General features: G+C 59.9%; 16 protein-coding genes and 1 pseudogene. 5 read left to right on the top strand and 12 right to left on the bottom strand.

Going from position 1 to position 19,095, the window contains the following annotated elements:
* Positions 1 to 432, top strand: a pseudogene (locus C934_RS32930) (glucan 1,4-alpha-glucosidase); the annotation flags it as partial.
* A gap of 213 nt (positions 433 to 645) precedes the next feature.
* On the opposite strand, the gene C934_RS0129445 reads toward C934_RS32930, so the two are convergent.
* The 7 genes from C934_RS0129445 to C934_RS0129475 form a co-directional block, all read right to left on the bottom strand.
* Positions 646 to 1,635, bottom strand: a complete 990-nt coding sequence (locus C934_RS0129445; protein WP_018860104.1) for a sugar kinase — start codon at positions 1,633 to 1,635, stop codon at positions 646 to 648.
* Positions 1,632 to 2,447: a carbohydrate ABC transporter permease gene (locus C934_RS0129450; protein ID WP_018860105.1), complete on the bottom strand. Its 816-nt coding sequence runs from the start codon at positions 2,445 to 2,447 to the stop codon at positions 1,632 to 1,634. The genes C934_RS0129445 and C934_RS0129450 overlap by 4 nt, the downstream gene beginning before the upstream one ends.
* Positions 2,447 to 3,388, bottom strand: a complete 942-nt coding sequence (locus tag C934_RS0129455; protein ID WP_018860106.1) for a carbohydrate ABC transporter permease — start codon at positions 3,386 to 3,388, stop codon at positions 2,447 to 2,449. The genes C934_RS0129450 and C934_RS0129455 overlap by 1 nt, the downstream gene beginning before the upstream one ends.
* A complete protein-coding gene (locus C934_RS0129460) occupies positions 3,388 to 4,719 on the bottom strand; it encodes an ABC transporter substrate-binding protein (RefSeq protein ID WP_018860107.1) in 1,332 nt (443 codons plus the stop codon). Before C934_RS0129460 ends, C934_RS0129455 begins: the two co-directional genes overlap by 1 nt.
* 51 nt (positions 4,720 to 4,770) lie before the next feature.
* Entirely contained in the window at positions 4,771 to 5,448 is a 678-nt protein-coding gene (locus C934_RS0129465; protein ID WP_026372190.1) for a GntR family transcriptional regulator, read from the bottom strand.
* Between the two features lie 5 nt (positions 5,449 to 5,453).
* The gene (locus C934_RS0129470; protein WP_018860109.1) at positions 5,454 to 6,338 is read right to left on the bottom strand and encodes a dihydrodipicolinate synthase family protein; all 885 of its coding nucleotides are present in this window, start codon (positions 6,336 to 6,338) and stop codon (positions 5,454 to 5,456) included.
* Between the two features lie 142 nt (positions 6,339 to 6,480).
* Entirely contained in the window at positions 6,481 to 6,951 is a 471-nt protein-coding gene (locus C934_RS0129475) for an Lrp/AsnC ligand binding domain-containing protein (protein WP_025662412.1), read from the bottom strand.
* A gap of 118 nt (positions 6,952 to 7,069) precedes the next feature.
* Here C934_RS0129475 and putA point away from each other — a divergent pair, with 118 nt between their 5' ends.
* Complete coding sequence (putA, locus tag C934_RS0129480) at positions 7,070 to 10,780, top strand: trifunctional transcriptional regulator/proline dehydrogenase/L-glutamate gamma-semialdehyde dehydrogenase (protein ID WP_051085634.1); 3,711 nt, start codon at positions 7,070 to 7,072, stop codon at positions 10,778 to 10,780.
* Positions 10,781 to 10,915: 135 nt separating this feature from the next.
* Here the strand turns inward: putA and C934_RS0129485 are convergent, their stop codons facing one another.
* The 4 genes from C934_RS0129485 to C934_RS0129500 form a co-directional block, all read right to left on the bottom strand.
* The gene (locus tag C934_RS0129485) at positions 10,916 to 12,424 is read right to left on the bottom strand and encodes an arylsulfatase (protein ID WP_156828825.1); all 1,509 of its coding nucleotides are present in this window, start codon (positions 12,422 to 12,424) and stop codon (positions 10,916 to 10,918) included.
* Positions 12,425 to 12,498: 74 nt separating this feature from the next.
* Entirely contained in the window at positions 12,499 to 12,870 is a 372-nt protein-coding gene (locus C934_RS0129490) for a response regulator transcription factor (RefSeq protein ID WP_026372192.1), read from the bottom strand.
* 81 nt (positions 12,871 to 12,951) lie between these two features.
* Positions 12,952 to 13,605: a response regulator transcription factor gene (locus tag C934_RS0129495; RefSeq protein WP_018860114.1), complete on the bottom strand. Its 654-nt coding sequence runs from the start codon at positions 13,603 to 13,605 to the stop codon at positions 12,952 to 12,954.
* Positions 13,602 to 15,491, bottom strand: coding sequence for a sensor histidine kinase (locus C934_RS0129500; protein WP_026372193.1), 1,890 nt, complete (start codon positions 15,489 to 15,491; stop codon positions 13,602 to 13,604). The genes C934_RS0129495 and C934_RS0129500 overlap by 4 nt, the downstream gene beginning before the upstream one ends.
* A gap of 189 nt (positions 15,492 to 15,680) precedes the next feature.
* Between C934_RS0129500 and C934_RS0129505 the strand changes: the two genes are divergently transcribed.
* From C934_RS0129505 to C934_RS0129515, 3 genes are all read left to right on the top strand, one after another.
* Positions 15,681 to 16,688, top strand: a complete 1,008-nt coding sequence (locus C934_RS0129505; protein WP_018860116.1) for an HAD family hydrolase — start codon at positions 15,681 to 15,683, stop codon at positions 16,686 to 16,688.
* A 104-nt stretch (positions 16,689 to 16,792) separates the two neighbouring features.
* Positions 16,793 to 17,647 (top strand): hypothetical protein, encoded by an 855-nt coding sequence (locus tag C934_RS0129510; protein WP_018860117.1) that lies wholly within the window; start codon positions 16,793 to 16,795, stop codon positions 17,645 to 17,647.
* A gap of 197 nt (positions 17,648 to 17,844) precedes the next feature.
* Positions 17,845 to 18,633 (top strand): hypothetical protein, encoded by a 789-nt coding sequence (locus tag C934_RS0129515; protein WP_018860118.1) that lies wholly within the window; start codon positions 17,845 to 17,847, stop codon positions 18,631 to 18,633.
* A gap of 28 nt (positions 18,634 to 18,661) precedes the next feature.
* Here the strand turns inward: C934_RS0129515 and C934_RS0129520 are convergent, their stop codons facing one another.
* Positions 18,662 to 19,093, bottom strand: a complete 432-nt coding sequence (locus tag C934_RS0129520; RefSeq protein ID WP_018860119.1) for a DUF2721 domain-containing protein — start codon at positions 19,091 to 19,093, stop codon at positions 18,662 to 18,664.
* Between the last annotated feature and the right edge of the window lie 2 nt (positions 19,094 to 19,095).

A 19,095-nucleotide genomic window follows, 5' to 3' on the forward strand; every position in this document is an offset into this window, starting at 1 on the left:
CCCGAACGCGAGCTTTTTCTTGGTCGCCCCTCCGGCAGCGCCATGCCCTTGGTCTGGGCCCATGCTGAACACATCAAATTGCTGCGCTCGATCCGCGATGGTGTCATTTTCGACATGCCACCCCAGACTGTTGCCCGCTATGTCGCCGGTCAGCCGCCGATTGCGCCCTTCGCCTGGCGCCTGACGGACAAGCGGACTGTGATGGCGGCAGGACGTAGCCTGCGCATTGAACTGAGCGAGACTGCCATCGTGCATTGGTCGACCGACGCTTGGGCTCATGTCACGGAAAGCCATACCCGTGAAACGGGTTTCGGTACTCATGTCTGCGACTTGCCGACCAAAATGCTCGGCCCAGGCATCATCGTCTTCACCATCTTCTGGACAGCTAGGCAGCAGTGGGAAGGCACCGATTTCCACATCAACGTGATTTGAAACTCGCATGCGCCGGGTGAGACGGTAGAATTGCGAAGACACCGCCTAGAAACTGGGCCAGAAGTAAGTGAGTTTGGGGCACCAGTCGGGTCATCCTCCTGTTCCGGTGTGGACGACCGCTCGGTCTGGTTCCGCAGGCTGTTCGTTGATGTCGTCGAAAGCGCGCTCAAGGCGTCCGGTTGTTCCATGTCCGTGTCGAAGGCCGCATGATCTTCAGACGGCTTGACCAGCGGGTCGGCTGACGTCGACGGCACGAGCCGGCCAGCTCGTCAACGCCTTATCAAGCTCTGCTCGATCAGGCGCCCCGATGCGCCCTCCAAACGTTTGGCACTTGATGGCCGCCGCCATCGATGACGAGCGCATCACGTCTTCCATCGCCATGCCCTCGCAAAGCATCAGCGCAAAGGTTCCGTGGAAGATATCGCCCGCAGCCAGCGTATCGACGGCTCTAATGCGTGGTGCCTCGAGATGACGGATAAGGGCGTCATCATCATCGAACCAGTAAGACCCTCTCTCGCCGAATGTCACGCTGACGAAGGCATGAGCGAACGTCTCCTTCAACCGGCGAACGATCGACACCGGATCTGATGCTCCCGTCAGTCGTTCAGCGGCCGGTTGCGAAAAGATAATGTGGCTTGCGGCCGGTCCCAGCATCTCGATCACGCCCTCGGGCGCAACGTCGCCATCGAGGATGGCAGGAATGCCTGCTTTTCGGGCAGCAAGCAATGTCTTGAGAGCAAGCTCTGACCAACGCACGTCAACCAGAACTGCATCAAATGCCGCGATATCGTCAGCGGTGACGGGTTGAACGCCGTGATGCAGGCGCGGATCATAAAACGGTATGATCAGGCGTTCGCCGGCATCATCGATCAGAATCGTCGATACGGCTGAGCGGGCGCCTGCCACGCAACGCATGCCAGCGGTATCGATGCCGCTTGCAGCCAGATCGCCGATGATGCGCTCGCCGGTCTCGTCATCTCCGACAGCGCCCCAGATGCTGGCGCTCCCGCCAAGCCTTGCAACAGCATAAGCGGCACTCGAGGCCATTCCTTCTGCGATCTGCAACATGTCGGTTGGCAGCACTTTGCCTTGGCCGGCAGGAATGACATGGACCCTGAAGAGCGTATCAAGAACAGCGGCTCCGACGCACAGAATACGCCGCGCCGGCTCCGGCTGCTGCTTGGTCGGGATCGTCGGTGTCACTTCACCGCACCCGCCGTCAGGCCGGCAACGATCTGCCTTTGTGCAAAGACGGTCAGGATCAATACCGGCAGGGTGACGATCAAGGCCGCGGCAGCAAGCGGACCCCAGCTGACCTGCTCGAAGGACAGCATGTTGTAGACCGCGACAGGCAGCGTACGCGTCTCACGACTTGCAAGGACGATGCCGAACACGAAGTTGTTCCAGGAGAAAATCACCGACAGGATGAAGGCGACGACGATCCCGGGCCTTGCGATCGGCAGGGCCACCAGGCGGAAAACCTGCCAGGGCGTTGCCCCGTCGATGCTTGCGGCTTCTTCCAGCTCCATCGGCGTCGTTTCGAAATAGCCGATCATGATCCAGACGACGATCGGGACGGTTACGACGAGGTGAATGATGATCTGTGGCCAGAGCGTGCCGAGCAGGTTCAGCCACTGGAACAGCAGGAACAGCGGAATGAGGAAGGAAAGGCCGGGCGTCATACGCGCAATCATGATGACGACGGCGGATTTCTCGGCCTTCAGGCGGGCAATGCCGTAACCAGCCGGCACGCCGATAACAAGCGCCAGAAGCGTTGCCGCACCCGTTACCAGGACAGAATTCCACAGATAAAGGAAGAAGTTGTTTTCCTCGAACACTTTGAGGTAGTTCGACCAGGCGAAGCGTTCGGGGATGAAGATCGGGGGGAAGGCGCCGTTGTCGATCTCGTACTTCAATGACAATGAGATCATCCAGAGGAAGAACAGCACCACCGGCGACACCATCACCAGAGCCACGAACAGAAGTCCGATGCGATCGAGTGCCTTGCGCTTCATCAGCGTGCCTCCCCGTCGGACCAGTTGGCGCGCTGCTTTATCATCAGCAGAATGAAGGAAAGCACAACGATCAGAACGAAGAAGACGACCGCCATCGCCGAGCCATATCCGATATCATAGTAGGAAAACGCGGTGTTATAGAGGTAGATGTTGATCGTCTCCGACGCGGTGCCCGGTCCGCCCTGTGTCATCGCATAGATGATGTCGAAGCTCTTGACCGCGTCGATGCTGCGAATGATCACGGCGATCATCAGGAACGGCGCGATCATCGGCAGTGTCAGGTAACGAAACTTCTGCCAGACATTGGCGCCATCGATTTCCGCGCTCTCGTAGGGCTCGCGCGGGACGGCGGCGAGGCCCCCGAGCACGATCAGCATGACGAGCGGTGTCCACTGCCAGGTTTCCACAAGCACCAGGGAGGGAATGACGCTCATCTGGTTGTAGATCCATTCCTGCGGACCGATCCCGACATAGGAAAGCAGGTAGTTCAGGACCCCGAGCTGCGGGTGGAACATCATCGTCCAGACGAGCGCGATGGCGACCGGCGTCGCCATCATCGGCATCACGAACACCCCGCGTAGGATACCGCGCAGTGGAAACTGGGTATCGAAGATGAGTGCAGCCAGCGTTCCGAGAAAAAGCGGAGCGACGACCGACAACGTCGTGTAGAGCACGGTATGCCACAACGAGTCCCAAAAGCGCAGGTCGACCGCCAGGCGCAGATAGTTATCCAACCCGGAAAAGACCTGTGCCTGGCCAAGCGTCCAGCTGTTGACGCTCATCCACAGGGTAAAGACCCAGGGAAAAACGATGACAGCCGCCACGACGATCAGCGCGGGAATGACGAAAGGCCAGTAGTTGGGAGCAAACCGACCCGGTTTGCTCCTCTGCTTTTGCTTGGCCTTGGCCGCGGTTGCGGCTTCCATGCTCACCGAAGACATTATCCCTCGCTTCGTGCCAGCACCGGCTCGAACTGAGCCGTCGCCGTCTTCAGCTCGGCAGCCGGATCGGCGCCACCGATCATGTTGGTGAGCCCGACGCCATAGATGTCGCGGAACTCCGTGACGGGAATGATGATCGGCAAGGCAAGCTGCGACACCTTTGCGGAACCCGCGACAGCATCGAGCCATGCGGCCGGCATCTTCACGCCTTCGCGCACCTTCTGATCCTCAAGGACCGACTGACGGAAGGGAACGCCGGCGCCAGCCTGCAGCAGGCGCGCACCCATGTCATGGGAAATCGCCCACTGGCAGAAGAGATATGCGGCTTCCTTCTTCTGGCTTGCAGCCACGACGCCGAGCCCGTCACCGGTTGTTGCCGCCGCCTGGGCCTTCGGACCCTTCGGCATGATGCCGTAACCGACCTGGCCGACGACACGCGACTTTTCCGGGTTCTCGATCGGCGGCGCAAAGCCGACGCCATCGAGCCACATGCCGATCTTGCCCTGCAGGAAGGCCGACTGGGCTTCTGCCCAGTTGAAGCCGGAGACGCCGGGAGGGGCGGCCTTGGTCATCAGGCGCTGGTAGAGCTTGGCCGCTTCCACAGCTTCTTCGGAATTGGTGCGCAGCTTACCGTCCGCTCCAAGCGGGCTCGATCCGTAGCCGAGCAACAACGTCGTCCAGACCGGTGTATTGGCGTTCTTCAGGCCACGAGCGACGAAGCCATAGGTGTTGGTCGAGGGATCCGTCAACGCTTCGGCAGCGCTTGCCATTTCCTCGAATGTGGTCGGATAGGAAAGCCCCTTCTTTTCGAAGAGCGCCTTGTTCCAGTACACGATCCAGTAGTCCACCGAGAAGGGCAGGGAGCGCAGGACGCCTTCAGGGTCCTTGGCGAAGGTCATGCCGGCCCCGGCAAAGTCGCTCTCGACCAGCGACGGATCAGTCAGCGATGGATCCTTGAGGAAACCGCTGATATCGGCAAGCCAGCCGCCCTTTTCGAACTGTCGCTTCTGGACGTGATAGCTCATATGCACCACGTCGAAACTCGGCTTGCCTGAGCTCAGTTCGATCGTGGTTTTTTGACGCTGCTGCTGCTCTGGCGTCGCTTCTGCATTGACCTTGATGCCCGTCAGCTCTTCAAACTCCGGGAGATACTTGATGAGTGTCTCGCTGCGAGGGCTCTTGACCAGATTGACTTCCAGCGTCGTGCCGGCGAAACGCTTCCAGTCGACGGCCGCCGATGCAGAGCGGATGCCCATGAGGCTGCTGGCGCCGAGTGCCGCGGTACCGGCGAGAAAGCCGCGCCGGGTGGGATTCAAGAATGATGATGGCATGTAAGTCCTCCTCTGTTGCCGCCGATCTCCTCATCGCCGGCTATGATGCAGTTAGATCCGCAGGGCACGATCCCTGGCGTGGTTGATGTGAGCGGCGAGGTTGTTCACCGCATCCTCGGCCGAGCGGCTCTCGATCGCCTCCAGGACCTTCAGATGCTCTCCCATGACAGGACCGACACGCCCGTCGATACGGAAGCGTTCCTGGCTGATCAGGCGCATCTTGATCGAATTGACCCGGTAGGCGTTGGAAATGATCGTATTACCAAGCGCGTCGATGAAGGCGTCGTGCATGCCCCAGTCGACGGCTTGTGCGCGTACTTCAAGCTCGTGGGAGGCGTCGCCACTGGCGATGGCTTCGGCGATATCGCGATGCTGCTTGATGAGCCCGGCAATCGTTTCATCGGAGGCAGAGCGGGTGAAGAGCGCCACCGCCTCCTTCTCCAGGAAGAGCCGGAGCTGAAAAGCCTCGCGGATGAGATTGAGGTCGATATGGGCGATCTGCAGGCCGCGCTGCGGGACCGTCTTGATCAGTCCTTCGGCCTCGAGCCGCGGGATCAGCTCGCGAATCGCAGCAAGCGTCAGGCCGGTCAACTCGACGAGGCGGCGCTGGGAGACAAATTGGCCCGGACGCACGTCGCGCGCCAGCAGGTGGCGCGTGAAGCTTTCATACGCCTTTTCCCGCAGCGTCGGCTGCTCGTCCAGTCCGTCCATTGCCTCCCCCTCGTACATGGTGCCTATGCAGCCTTGGAGCGGAAAAGTGAATCGAAGGCAAGAGCAAGCCGCTCCTGTCCCTCGCCAGATATCGAAATGAGTGGTGGGCGAACCGCAAGCCACCCATCGTCTGAGGTTTGCCTGGCCACCATGACCTTGACTGCCGGGGTAACCGGATACTTCAGAAGTTCGGCGACAAAATCCTCGACGCGGGCATCGTCCCTGCCTTCTTCCGCCATCAGCTTGACCTCCGCAGGCAGGAAGTTCGCCATCCCGGAGATCGCACCTTGTCCGCCGAGGCGAACACCCTTTGCAAGGTGGCGCTCGTCGCCGATCAGGATGATGAGGTCACCGTGCGCCTTCAAAAGGGCTTCGGTGAACGGCCAGTCGCCGGACGAATCCTTCACGCCAGTGACAACCGTTGGAAAGGCCGTCCGCAAACGCCCGATCAGAGACACGGTCAGGGGCACCATCGTAACCGAGGGAATATTATAGACGATGATGTCGCGCGCCTTGTCGCCGAGGATCACAAAGACCGCCGAGAACCATTTGAAGAGGCCGTCATCGCTTACGTTCTTGAAGTAGGAGGGCGGGGCAAGCAGGATGTTGCGCACGCCACGGGAAAGCGCATACCCGGCCTGCGCTGCAGCATCTTCGGCGGCGTCAACAAGCACTCCCATGACGATCTTCCGCGGCTCGATACCGGCATCCAGGAATGCCCCGAGGATACGTTCGCGCTCCTGGGTCCCGATCGACGATCCCTCGCCGGTGGTGCCAAAAAGCGTAACACTCGAACATCCTGCTGCAAGGCTTTGTTTTGCCTGCCTAATCATCGTGTCGACAGCGATCTCGCCGCCAGATTCGAACGGCGTGGCAAGCGCAACGGAAAGCCCAAATTTCTCAGTCAATGTCCATCCTCCAAGGCAATGTGTTAGATGTAGCAGACTGACATGTTAGTTGTAAATAGGTAATGTATGGCAATGGAAATTTTTCCTGCGGCAAGCAGGGCGGGCGGTGGAAAATGTAGGCTGGGCTAGGCAAGGCCGACCTTCAGGCGCCGTTTTCCTTGACCGCCTCCATGGCAACGAAGGTCGATGTGCTGGCGACGAAGGGGAGGCTCGATATCTTCTCGCCGAGCACGAGACGGTAATTGGCAATGTCTGATGTGCGGATTTTCAAGAGGTAGTCGAAAGCGCCGGCGATCATATGGCACTCCTCGACTTCCTGCAGCTTCCGCGCGGCGATGTTGAAGGCCTTCAGCGCGTGCTCACGCGTGTCGGAGAGCTTTACCTCTGTGAACGCGACATGGTTCTTGCCAAGTTTCTTCACGTCGACGATTGCGCGGAAGCCAAGAATATAGCCATCCTCGATCAATCGCTTTAGTCTGACCTGGCAAGGAGTGTTGGACAGGCCGACCTTCTTTGCAAGATCGGTAATCGACATGCGACCGTCGGCGACAAGGGCCTCGATAATCCTGTGATCGAACTGGTCGATTTCTCTGCCGTTTGCGATGGTAGTCACGACATTGCCTCTGATTTCCGTATAAATTAGGCAAATACATTTCATTCCAGCTTATTTCAAGTGAAATCAACTTCATAGATCTGCTATGTATCAGCCATACCTGATCTGGAGCAAAGACATGACGATCACCAACGATACGGTGGGCAACGAAACCAATGGCGTGCAGCCGCGTGACGCTGCAAATCCTTTCGAGGGTTTCGCGCCGGCGGTCCGACCGCAAAGCGAGCTGCGTCGTGCCATTACGGCAGCTTATCGCACGCCGGAGACCGTCTGTGTTCCGCGCCTCATCGAGGCTGCGACGCTGCCGGAAAAGGTCAGCCAAGACGCAGCTTCGACCGCTCGCAGGCTCATTGCAGCGCTTCGCGCCAAGCACAAGGGCACCGGCGTCGAAGGGCTCGTGCACGAATATTCTCTTTCGAGCCAGGAAGGCGTGGCACTCATGTGTCTGGCCGAGGCCCTGCTGCGCATCCCCGATACAGCAACGCGCGACGCCCTGATCCGCGACAAGATTGCTGAAGGAGATTGGAAGTCGCATCTCGGCGGTGGTCGCTCGCTCTTCGTCAACGCCGCGACCTGGGGTTTGGTGGTGACCGGCAAGCTCACCTCGACAGTCAACGATCGCAACCTCTCGGCAGCGCTCACCCGCCTGATTGCACGCTGCGGCGAGCCTGTCATCCGGCGTGGCGTCGACATGGCGATGCGCATGATGGGCGAGCAGTTCGTTACCGGCGAAACGATCGACGAGGCGCTGCAGCGGGCAAGGCCGCTTGAACAACGCGGCTTCCGCTATTCCTACGACATGCTGGGCGAGGCCGCGACCACAGGCGCCGACGCCGAACGCTACTACAAGGATTATGAAGCGGCGATCCACGCGATCGGCAAGGCATCCGACCGCCGCGGCATCTACGAGGGGCCGGGCATCTCGATCAAGCTTTCGGCCCTCCATCCCCGCTATTCGAGAGCCCAGAGCGCGCGCGTCATGGGCGAATTGCTGCCGAAGGTGAAGGCACTTGCGCTGATCGCCAAGTCCTATGATATCGGCCTCAATATCGACGCGGAGGAAGCCGACCGGCTGGAACTGTCGCTCGATATCCTCGAAACGCTGTGCCTCGACGAGGACCTTGCCGGCTGGAACGGCATGGGCTTCGTTGTCCAGGCCTATGGCAAGCGTTGCCCCTTCGTCCTCGACTTCATCATCGATCTTGCCCGCCGCGCCGGTCGCCGCATCATGGTTCGACTTGTCAAGGGCGCCTATTGGGATGCCGAAATCAAGCGCGCGCAGCTTGATGGCCTTGAAGACTTCCCTGTCTTTACCCGCAAGATCTACACCGACGTCTCCTATATTGCCTGCGCCAGGAAGCTGCTTGCCGCGACCGATGCCGTCTTCCCGCAGTTTGCCACCCACAATGCACAGACGCTCGCCACCATCTACCACATGGCCGGTTCCGACTACTACGTCGGCAAGTACGAGTTCCAGTGCCTGCATGGTATGGGCGAGCCACTGTACGACGAGGTCGTGGGCCGGCAGAATCTCAACCGCCCGTGCCGCATCTACGCTCCTGTCGGCACCCATGAAACGTTGCTTGCCTATCTTGTGCGCCGCCTTCTCGAAAACGGCGCCAACTCCTCCTTCGTCAACCGGATTGCCGACCCCAATGTCTCCATCGACGAGCTTGTCACCGATCCGGTTGAGATTGTCGCGAGAATGCAGGTGCCCGGCCAGAAGCACGACAAGATTGCGCTTCCCTCCGACCTCTACGGCCAGCGCCGCAACTCTGCCGGCCTTGATGTTTCCAATGAAACATCTCTACAGGCGCTTACAGAAGCACTGAAGGCGAGCGCCACCGTCTCGTGGTCGGCCGCGCCAACCAACCCGACCGAAGCGGGAACTGCCCGCGACGTTCTCAACCCGGCCGACAACCGCGACGTTGTCGGCGCCGTCCGCGAAGCAACCGCAAAAGAGGTCGCCTCTGCAGCCGCGATCGCCCTGAAAGCTGCTTCGTCCTGGGGATCGGTAACGCCGGGTCAAAGGGCAGCACTTCTTGATCGCGCTGCCGACATCATGCAGGCGAGGATGGAGACCTTGCTCGGCCTCATCATCCGCGAAGCCGGCAAATCGTTGCTCAATGCGATTGCCGAAGTGCGCGAGGCAATCGACTTCTTGCGCTACTACGCAGAGCAGACCCGCCGAACTCTTGGCCCTTCGCATGCGCCACTCGGACCGGTCGTGTGCATCAGCCCCTGGAACTTCCCACTGGCAATCTTTACCGGGCAGGTGGCTGCCGCTCTTGTTGCCGGCAACCCGGTTCTTGCCAAGCCCGCGGAAGAAACGCCGCTGATCGCCGCCGAAGCAGTTCGCATCCTGCATGAGGCTGGTATCCCCGACGATGTCGTCCAACTGGTTCCCGGCGACGGAAGGGTAGGGGCGGCCCTGGTCGCAGCGCCTGAAGCCGCAGCTGTGATGTTTACCGGCTCGACCGAGGTCGCCCGACTGATCCAGGCGGAACTTGCCAAGCGTCTGTCAAAGGATGGCAAGCCGATTCCGCTGATTGCCGAAACTGGCGGTCAGAATGCCATGATCGTTGATTCCTCGGCGCTCGCCGAACAGGTCGTTGGCGACGTGATCGCCTCTGCGTTCGACAGTGCCGGGCAGCGCTGCTCGGCACTTCGCATCCTGTGCCTGCAGGAAGACGTCGCTGATCGCACGCTGGCCATGCTCAAGGGGGCGTTGCGCGAGCTTTCGATTGCCAACACCAACCGGCTGGCCTCCGACATCGGCCCGGTAATCACCGCCGAAGCCAAGGAGATTATCGAGAAGCATGTAGATGCCATGGGCCGTTCCGGCAGTGCCGTGGAGCGCGTCGAATTGCCCGATGCGACCAGGAATGGCACCTTCGTTGCGCCGACAATCATTGAGATCAACAAGATCTCTGAACTCAAGCGCGAAGTGTTCGGGCCTGTTCTCCATGTCGTTCGCTGGCGCCGCCAGGACCTCGGCCACCTGATCGACGAGATCAATGCAACCGGATATGGCCTGACCTTCGGGCTCCATACACGCCTCGACGAAACGATTGCGAACGTTACCTCGCAGGTGAAGGCCGGCAACCTCTATGTCAATCGCAACGTCATCGGCGCAGTTGTCGGCGTCCAGCCCTTCGGTGGCCGCGGCTTGTCGGGCACCGGCCCGAAAGCGGGCGGGCCGCTCTATCTCGGGCGGTTGGTGACGACGCCACCAATCCCACCGCAGCACAGTTCCGTCTACAGCGACCCGGCTCTTTCGGACTTTGCGAAGTGGCTGGACCAGCAGGGCCTTTCCGAGGATGCTGAAATGGCACGCCATCTCGGCAGCCAGTCGGCCCTGGGACTTGAAACCGAACTTGCCGGCCCCGTCGGTGAGCGCAACCTCTATGCTCTTCATCCCCGTGGAGCGATCCTTTGCGCTCCGGTCTCCCCGACCGGCCTCATTCGCCAGGTCTCGGCTGTGCTTGCCACGGGCAACAGCGCGGTAATCGAATGCGATGGGAGCCTCCGCACGACGCTGAAAGATGTTCCCGTCAGCGTCGCGCAGCGGATTTCCTGGAAAAAGGCAACTGACGATACCGAGCCCATGGCCGGCGCACTTGTTGAAGGCGACGCTGATCGTGTCTCCGCCATGCTCGCAAAGATCGCCGCGATGCCGGGCCCGTTGCTGCTGACACAATCCGCTTCGACAGAAAAGCTCGAGCGCGATCCAGATGCCTATTGCCTCAACTGGCTTCTGGAAGAGGTATCCACTTCGATCAATACCGCCGCGGCCGGCGGCAATGCCAGCCTGATGTCGATCGGCTAGGCGGATCGACAAAACCAGATGCTCTGCTCAGGCGCAACCAGCTGCGCCTGACCAGGATTTGTTTTCCGTGTGCTTCACTCGGGAACTGGCGACCATGGAACGAGTTGTGCTTCAGTTCGCGCTAGGCTGCGGCAGCTAAAACCTTGTCATGTTCGCCGCCGGCGGGTTTGGTGATCGCGCAAGGCTCGCCTTATATTCTCCCACCGCCTGCAGCAGCGGCCCCAGAACCCAGTTGTACATCTCGCCGATATTGTGCTCCTCCTGTGGATCGGCCTCGATGTTGAACACTTGCGGATAACCGTTCATGGGTGCAGCACTCGCGCCAACGCCTCCCATCAACGTTGCGCCCCCTGCGCCGCTACGGCCGGGCGCCACGTTGACGAAATACGCACGAAACTGTTTCCAGCGGGCTGCGACCAATTCCGACCCGACGAAGGTCAGCAGATGATCACGGGCACCGTCGTCGTCCTCTCCCAGCAACAGGCTGGTTTGATCCACACCGTCGATCGGCCGGTCATCCGGCACTTTGGCGCCGGCGATGTGAGCGAAGGTCGGGAAGAAATCCATGATCGAAAACATCGCGTACGAAGATCCCGGTTTGATCTGTTGCGGCCAGCGTATCGCCGCGGCCGTGCGTATCGCGCCTTCGCTGATCTCTCCAAGCGCACCACGATACGGTCCGGAACTGCCAATATCCGGCATGTCGCCGCCGAACCGGTTTGCGCCAGGGCCGTCCGGTCCGTTGTCTGATGCAAAGACCACGATCGTATCCTGCTCAACCCCAAGGTCCTTGATTGCGTCAAGCACCGTTCCAACAATCGCATCGCCCTCCATCAGGGAGTCCCCGAACTGACCGATCCGCGACGCGCCCTCGAACCGTTTCGAAGGCAGGTTCGGGAAGTGCGTGCGCGATATCGGCAGGTAAAGGAAGAACGGCCTGCCCGCCGATTTTTGCCGCTTCATGAAGTCGATGCCGTGATCCGCCAGCTCCCAATCGATTTCGCGGCGCACTTCCTCGGTGTATGGCTTCACGGATTTAAGTGGCTGGCCGCGGCTCGCTTCGACGATTTGCGGTCCCTTGTCGAGAGGGATATCGAGCGCGTTCGTCTGCCTTCCCTGCGGGATCATTCCAAATGCGTCCCAGGTATCGCCGGGCGGAATACCGTAGAATTCGTCGAAACCCTGGTTTTGCGGTTGACTGTAGGCTTGCGCACCGAGATGCCACTTGCCGAAGATTGCGGTCGCGTAGCCTGCGTCATGCAGCATTTCCGCCATCGTGACTTCGTTTGCCGGTAAGGAAAAAGCCGTGCCCGGAACAGCAACCAACGACAGTCCGGAACGAATGGAATAGCGTCCTGTCATCAAGGCGGCGCGAGACGGCGTACAGGAGGGCTCGACCAGAAACTGCGTCAGTCGCAGCCCTTCGGAGGCAAGCTGGTCAATGCGCGGCGTCGGCGATCCACGCAAATTCCCGCCTCCGTAAACGCCAATGTCTCCGTAGCCGATATTGTCGCCGAGAATGAACACGATGTTCGGTTTTGCTGGCTGAGCGGATGCGGTTCCGGCAGAAAACGGATGCACGCTGAGGCAGGACGCCATTGTCAGTGCTTCGGCCATCGGCCGCCAGTGTCTAAGCCATTCCATATTAGACCTCCCTGTTAGCCTTCTGGCTGGTCAGTCTGCCTGAGCGTCGTGGCGGTCGGTCATCGAGCAAGAACTCACGATCCAATCGCCTTCTTCACCGCGTCGATAAGCCCGACCCCTGCGAAAGGCTTTCGCAGATAGGCGACACACCCGGCTTGTTCTGCCTTGGTTTTCAGGCGGGGGTCTTCGAGAGCGGTGATGAAAATCACCGGCAGTTTCGATCCTGCCTCTTTCAACTTGTGCTGCAATTCGATTCCAGACATGCCGCCGAGGTCGATGTCCAATACGAGACAGTCGATCAGGATGTTTGGATCGCGACCGAGGAAGGCTTCTGCAGATTGGTACTCAATGGCCGGAAATCCGTAAGCGTAGAGCAGGCGTCCGACGCTTCGACGCAGGCTCGCATCATCATCGACAACAGCGACCGTGCCGCGCAGCTTTCCCACTATCATGCCCCCATCGTGACATTTCTCGAGATCCGCAGTTGCCACCCATTGTAGGCGCGTCGTCGAAAACTCGATATTGCCCTAAGGGGAAGGCGGCCCGTCACTTTGCGTCACACGTCGTACTTGTCCGTGGTCGAGCCCGATGTCCGCGGCAATCGAGACAGCCTCCGCAAGCGACCTTGCTCCGAGCTTCTCCATCACCTGATGACGGTGAACCTTTACCGTGCGCTCCGATATACCAAGGGCATAGGCAATTTGCTTGTTGAGATGGCCACGGACAACAAGCCCAAACACTTCAGCTTCGCGGGCACTGAAGCCAGCCACCAAAGTCCTCATTTGCTGCCGGCGCTCATACTCGGTCCTGCGCCTCTCATACTGAGCCAACGAGCGCTGGATGGTTTCCATCAGGACCGCACCTGAACTCGGCTTCTCCAGGAAGTCTTGGGCGCCCGCTTTCATCGCGTCGACGCCGGCCTTTATGTCCCCTTGACCCGTAAGAAACACAATCGGAAGCAGCGGTGCGAGCTCGGATAGTTGGTGCTGTACCTGCAAGCCGGACCGACCGGGCATCTGCAGGTCAAGAAGAACGCAGCCCGGCTCGCAGCCTGGAAGGCGGGCAAGAAACTCATCACCGGATTCATAGACCTCCACTGCGAAGCCATAGGCGGAAAGCAGCCGTGCCGTTGCCGTGCGGTAAGATTCATCGTCATCGACGATATGGACGACCGGCTTCATGAGTGTCGCTCCCCGCCTCGGGCAAGCGGGAGCGCCACACGAAAGATTGCGCCACCTTCGGGTCGGTTGGTCGCAGAGATCGTTCCCCCGTAAGTCTCAACAATCGCGCGAGCGATGGAAAGGCCAAGACCCGTTCCTGCCTGCTTTGTCGTGTAGAACGGCTCGAAGATGCTGGACAGGCGTTCCTGCGGAATTCCGTTGCCCGTGTCTGCCACGCAGAGCTCGGCTTTCTCCTTCACTACTCCTGTTGCCAGCGTCAGAATCCTGCTGTCGGACCCCGCCTCGGTCATGGCGTCCATCGCATTGGTCGCCAGGTTGAGGACAACCTGCTGCACATGAACCTTGTCTGCGCGCACCGGTAGCTCTGTCGTCGGCTGCTTTGTCTTGAGCGTGATCCCCCTGCGTTCCGCCTCTCCGTGAATGATACTGATTGCGTTCGACGTGACATCGTTCAGGTCGAACTCCTGCCAGTCGATCTCGCTTCTTTTCTTGAGCAATCCTCTCATCCGGCCAATGATGTCGCCCGCACGCTGATCATCTGCCTGGATATCGAGAAGGATCTGGTGGATGAGCTGAAGGTCGGGGCTCACATTTTGAAGCAGTACGGAGGCAGCCTCCGCGTTGTTTCTGATGGCCGACAGTGGCTGATTGAGTTCATGGGCAACGGAAGACGACAACGCCCCTGCCGTCGCAGACTGGTTCAGGTGGACAGCTTCGAGCAGGTGAAGTCGCGACCGGCTTTCTGCGTCCTTTCGACGGCGTCGCTCGAGAAGTAGGGCTGCGATGACGCCGGCCTGCACCAAAACGACACCAAACGCTCCTGTCACTGCCAACCAGTGGCCTTCCCAGAGGCCCTTTTCCCTGTACATCTGGATGGTGCCCGCGGGCAGGTTCTTTTCCGCCAAGCCCCAACGCTTCAGTTGTCGCGCGTCGACGATGTACGTCTGGGGCGCTTGAATATCCTTAGTCGGCCTTCCGGCAATGGCATCGAGGACCAGGTTGCCGACGGTCTGACCCAAGGCTTCAAATGTGACGGTATTGCCGCCGACGACCCCGTAGTTGATGTAGGTCTGGTAGGGGCCATAAACCGGAGCACTGGCCGTTGCAGCAATTTTTCCTATCGCTTCGCGCGGTATGAAATTCCGCCCGGCCTGATCCTTGAAGACCGTCAACGCTAGTATGATGCTGTCGGTAGGGACTTCGGCTGCCCGTTCAATGAATTGCTCGATCGTCAGGTTTTCGAGGTAAGTCGTTTCGTATGACCTGGAGAATTCGGCGAGGTCGGCGCGCGCCGTTGCCAGCCAACCCTGGTCGAACTCAGATGATCCGCCGATGATGTAGAGGTGACGGGCGGCGGGTTGCAGACCTCGCGCCATTTCCGCGGTCTTCAGAATGTCGAATGTCGTGAACGCGCCGATCACGTCATCGGGAAGGTCGATGTTCTCCGAGGTCGAGTTGCCGAAACCGGCCGCCACTATCTTCGCGTCGGGAGCGATGCTTGCCCGGTTTGTCGAAATGAAACTGGCCGACTCCTTGCCCAGCGCGACAACGACGTCCGGGCGACGGATGGCATATTTCTCTGCCATGTAGCGCCCCAGTCGCTGGACATGTTCAGCCTCCGGAAACCGCGACAGGTCCAGGAACTCGGAGAACAGATCGATCTTCCCACTGGTTGCTTCAAGGAGCCGGCCCCGCAATGCTTCCCCGGCAGCCGTCGTCGCCGCGATCCTTTCGTCATATGGATAAAGTATGAGAACCCGCGGCGGCCGATCGAGAGGCGGTGGTGTGGTTTGAGAGGCAGAAAATACGACCGAGGCCGTCAGAAAGAGGGGTGCCAGCAAGACGCCAGCGTACTGCAGTCGACCTTCCCCCTTGCCTAAGGCCATCGGTCCACCCCCAAAGCCGGAGGATGATAACATCTTATCGGTGAGGTGTCATGCGCCGCCAAAGCCACTCATGGTTGCTCAGATTCCCCAAAGGGCAATATCGCGGAGGGAACGCTTTCGTTAGAGTCGATGCATACCGGAAGAGAAGGAACGCGCAGTCCGCGCCACTCTTACCCCGGGGGTAAAACAATGTTCCGCCACCTCGCCAACGCGCCACTCCACGTGGCTGCCGCCGTCATCTTTGGGACGTTCGCCTTCGCAATATCCGCATACGCACAGGGCGATCCCCTACCGTCCTGGAATGATACCGGGCCAAAATCGGCAATTGTGTCGTTCGTGGAGAGAGTGACAAAGCAGGGGGCGCCCGACTTCGTCCCGGAACCGGAACGGATCGCCGTCTTCGACAATGACGGGACCTTATGGGTCGAGCACCCCATGTACACCCAGCTTGCTTTTGCCCTTGACCGCGTGAAGACCCTCGCTCCGCAGCATCCGGAATGGCAGAACGTCCAGCCATTCAAGGCCGTGCTCGACGGCGACATGAAGACACTCGCCGCGTCTGGGGAAAAGGGTCTGCTGGAACTCATCATGGTGACCCATGCGGGAATGACCACATCTGATTTTGAGAAGGTGGTGACCGACTGGCTTTCGACGGCCCGCGACCCGAAGTTCAAACGACCCTACACGGAACTCGTATACCAGCCGATGGTCGAGCTGCTTTCCTACTTGCGCGCCAACGGCTTCAAGACGTTCATCGTGTCGGGCGGCGGCGTTGAGTTCATGCGGCCATGGACGGAAAAGGTCTACGGCGTCCCCCCGGAAGAGGTCATCGGCTCCTCGATCAAGACGCAGTTCAAGATGCAGGACGACACGCCGACCTTGTACCGTCTGCCGGAAGTCAACTTCATCGACGACAAGGCCGGTAAGCCGGTTGGGATCAACCAGGAGATCGGTCGTCGTCCCATCGCAGCCTTCGGCAATTCCGACGGCGATCTCGAAATGCTGCAGTGGACGACTATGGCAGGCGCGCCCGCGCGTCTCGGAGTGCTCATTCACCACACCGATGAGGAACGTGAATACGCGTATGACCGCAAGAGCGAATTCGGCCGCCTCGACAAGGCGCTCGATGCGGCCGCGATCACGGGCTGGACCGTCGTCGACATGAAGGCCGACTGGAAAAAGATCTTCAAGGACTAAGCGGCTCTGCTGTTTGGGAGGTCGCTACACCAGAAGTCTCAGACTTCAAAACGGGGCGTGGAAGGTGATGCAACACTACCCGTTCCAACTGCGAGGACAGATCCATGAAACTCGACCGATTGACGACGCTCATCCTGCTCGGAAGTGTTGCCTTGAGCCCCGCCGCCTTCGCCCAGGACGCACCGAAAAAGCCGCACGTGCCGTTGGAAAAGACGATTGGCGTGGTCACGCCGGCAGGGCCGGTCCCGTCATTGGCGGTGCTCAATTCGTCTGGCGCGAAAATGGAAAGCGGCAAGCTCATTCTGACCGGCGTGTCGGCCAATTCGATCGTCTTTGCCGACCGGCCGGTTCGGGCCGCAGGGCATGTGACGACCGAACAATTCATCATGCAGTGGGACGACGGCAAGGACAATTTTGCGGTCGACCCGCCGAACGCAACGGTGTCGGTTCTGGGCGGCGACGGTTCAGATGTCAGCGACGCTGTCGTGACGCTCAAGACCCCTAAACTGGATGGGACGACGCTCACCTTCGATATAACCGTTCTGGAGGGCAGCCTTCATGGTGCCTCCGGACCGGCAGCCCTCTTCATCGATCATTTCGGCGGTGGTGGCGGAGGTTTCGGTGGTGGAGGATTCGGCGGCGGAGGGTTCCGCGGAGGAGACTTTGCCGGTGGTAGCTTCGGCGGCGGAGGCAGATTCGGAGGAGACATGCGCGGAGGAGACTTTGCGGGCGGTTTCCGGGGGGACGACGTGCATGTCGGCGACACCAACATCAACCGCGTGGGAGGTACATACTGGCAGGCGCCGGTCTACCACGGGGCCTGGTATCGTGGCGCTCCCGTTGCCGCAGGTGTCGTTGCCGGCGCGGCTGTAGGAGCGGCCGCAGCGCGACCCTACTACTACAACTCCTACTACAACGGTCAGCAATGTGGGTACTATCCGTTCCCGCCTTGCTATTGATCCCAGCAGGGACACGTCACTTTCGTGGCGTGTCCCTGCCGTCAGGAAAGCAAGACTGAGGCCAACGAGCCACAGTTTCAGGCATTCTGTGGCTCCAGCAAGTCCGAATAGCCGTTTCGGCTTGCCGAACTCCAATCCCGTCACACACTGTCGACCCGGAAGCAATGCTGAGCGGTAAACGAGATCGGGGGATTCTCATGAAAACCATTCACTTGCCTGCGATCGTCATGCTCGCAGTCCTGTCGACCACATCGCTCGGCAATGCGGCGGATCTCACGCCCCTGGCACCCGAAGCGAAAACGGTCGAGACCCGCAGCGGCTGGGAGTTCACCGTGGCGCCCTACTTCTGGGCTGCCGGAATTTCCGGGAACGTGCGCCAATTCGGGCTTCCCGAGGTCAATATCGATGCCGATTTCGGCGACATTCTCGACAATCTCGACTTCGCGTTCATGGCTACGGCCGAGGCACGATATGACCGCTACAGCGTCGTCGGAGACATTGTCTACGTCAAGCTGGGGGCCGATGCGCACACGCCGCGCGGCATCTTCGCCGATAGCGTCGGAGTGACGTCGGAGACCTTTGCAGGCCTTCTGGGCGTGGGCTACGCCGTACTCGAAGATCAGAATGGCCACCTCGACGTGTTCGGCGGCATGAAGGTCTGGTCGGTTGAGACCGACATCACCTTCAACGGCGGACTTCTGGCTGGTGTGGAGCGGGATGACAGTGCCACCTGGGTGGACGCCGTCGTCGGCCTGCGCGGAAACTACTTCTTTACCCCCGAAATCTATGTCACGGGATGGGGGCTGGTGGGCGGTGGCGGCGCCGACGTTGACTGGGACGTGGGCCTCGGCCTCGGCTACAAGTTCAACGACACCATCTCGGCAGTGACCGGATACCGTGCCATAGGCGTCAACTACGAGGATGATGGTTTTGTCTTCGACGTCGTCCAGCAGGGGCCGATCATAGGGGTAGCCTTCCACTTCTAGTGAAGGCGAACCTGCACAGTTCGAGCTATCACCGCAACTGACGATCTTTGTGCTCACCTTGGGAGAGCCTGATGTCCTGCAGGAACCGGAACAGGGATCCAGCCAGAAAGCAAAGCGACGCGATGAAAAGCACGGCGGCGCCTGGTTCGTGGCGGTACCCCAAGAATGCCACAACAAAGCCGAAGAGGAGTAACAGCGTCACCCCGATCCCGGCAAGGACAGCGAGGTGCAAGGCACTGTTCAAGAGCAGCTCCCGCCGCCTGAGTACGCCGATCTCCTGCTTTAGCTTGGCTCGAACGAGGTCAGCTTCATCGATCTCACGCAGGTTTCTGATCCGCTCGGTAACGGAGGAAATCCGATTGACGAGCACGGCCACCATCGCCGCGACGCCGTTGAGCATGAACGCCGGCGCCACCGCGTGATTGATCATTGTTGAAAGCTGATCGGCCTCGACTGACATCA

It is taken from the genome of Rhizobium sp. 42MFCr.1, from assembly GCF_000377185.1.
GTDB classification, from domain to species: Bacteria; Pseudomonadota; Alphaproteobacteria; order Rhizobiales; family Rhizobiaceae; genus Rhizobium; species Rhizobium altiplani.